This window comes from Bacillus sp. FJAT-27001 (assembly GCF_019039175.1).
Lineage (GTDB): Bacteria > Bacillota > Bacilli > Bacillales > Bacillaceae > Bacillus > Bacillus velezensis.
Map to the genome: position 1 here is coordinate 21,323 of NZ_JAHOAA010000014.1, position 1,287 is coordinate 22,609.

The following is a 1,287-nucleotide window of genomic DNA, read 5'->3' on the forward strand; positions in this document are numbered from 1 at the left end:
CGTTTACCGGATTCACCAAGACACAGAGCGTCAGCTGAGAAAAGAGCATAAGACAATGGAAAGCCTGGCCCCCGATCAAATGGTAAGAGAAGAGGATTATCTTGCGGGGAAAGTATGCTTGCCGGATAAGGCCCGGGAATGGAAAACCACATTTTCAAAGCAATGCGAGTGTGTAAAACGAAAAAAGATCGCGCGGCTTATGAAGGCCAGCGGCATTACGGAGGAATTTGAAATGCTTTTATTTGGTAATTTCATTACAGACGGCAAGCCGGACATGATCAAGGACGCTTATGAGTGCGCAGTGGAATACTATAAGGATTTTCTCAACATCATGGGAAAACGTTCAAACAGTATCGCTTTGCTCGGGCAGCCGGGCAGCGGAAAAACGCACCTGTTAACGGCGATCATGAACAATCTGATTAAGAAAAAATCAATTTACTGCATGTATTTCCCGTACGTTGAGGGAATGGGCGATCTGCGAAATGACTTTGACCAGTTGGAAACAAAGCTCGACGCCATGCGGAAAGCCGATGTCCTGTTCATTGATGACTTATTCAAGCCAGTGAAGGGGGAGCCGCGGGCGACGGATTGGCAAGTGGAACAAATTCAATCGGTTGTGAACTATCGGTACCTGAATCATAAGCCTCTGCTAATCTCTTCCGAGCTTGATACGGGCGAAATTTTGGATATCGACGAGGCGCTGGGCTCCCGGATTCATCAAATGTGCAGAGATTACACGGTGATCATTAAGGGCGACCGGATGCAATTAAACCATAGGTTAGGAGATTGGGAATGACAGACAAAGCGAATTTCACAGCGACCGACGGAATGTATCTGTTCGGGCCCGCCGAGCAAACGGCCGGCCAGGATCTTACCCCGGCAATCCGGGTGCTTGAGGAAAAAATCAAACAAATGGAGCTGATGCACAGTGCTTAAAGCGGTTATCCTGCTGCCGGCCATCATCCTCACAGCGCCGTACAAGGAAAAGCAGATTCAGCACTGGGAACAAATTGACGGGAGGTAATGACGGTTGGATTCCATTCAGTTTATAGTTTACGGCGAGCCTGTTGCACAGGGGAGGCCGAGGGGATCTGTTATAAATGGCAAGGTTAAAATGCGTGATCCTTTGAAATCAAAGAATTTTAAACAATATGTTGCACTGGTGGCGTCACAGTATCGGCCAAAACAAGTTATTACGGGACCTGTGGCAATGGATGTCAGAGTATTCAGACCAATGACGAAAGAAATTTCTAAATCCAAGACAAAAAGAGAAAATGCGGAAAAGGG

Annotated in this window: 3 protein-coding genes; all 3 read left to right on the plus strand. The window is 47.2% G+C overall.

What is annotated here, in order from left to right; genetic code table 11:
* The coding region (locus BGM27_RS20125) for an ATP-binding protein (RefSeq protein WP_254122946.1) at nucleotides 1-796 on the plus strand (796 nt) is incomplete at its 5' end.
* On the plus strand, nucleotides 793-936 hold the full coding sequence (locus BGM27_RS20130) for a hypothetical protein (RefSeq protein ID WP_217031361.1): 144 nt from the start codon (nucleotides 793-795) through the stop codon (nucleotides 934-936). The genes BGM27_RS20125 and BGM27_RS20130, both read left to right, overlap by 4 nt.
* Nucleotides 937-1,030: 94 nt before the next feature.
* Nucleotides 1,031-1,287, plus strand: a 257-nt coding sequence (locus tag BGM27_RS20135; protein ID WP_217031316.1) for a RusA family crossover junction endodeoxyribonuclease, incomplete at its 3' end; no start/stop codon positions are given.

What these genes read in the sequence shown, in the direction of transcription:
- BGM27_RS20130 (WP_217031361.1), top strand. Translation starts at nt 793, where the DNA reads ATGACAGACAAAGCGAATTTCACAGCGACCGACGGAATGTATCTGTTC.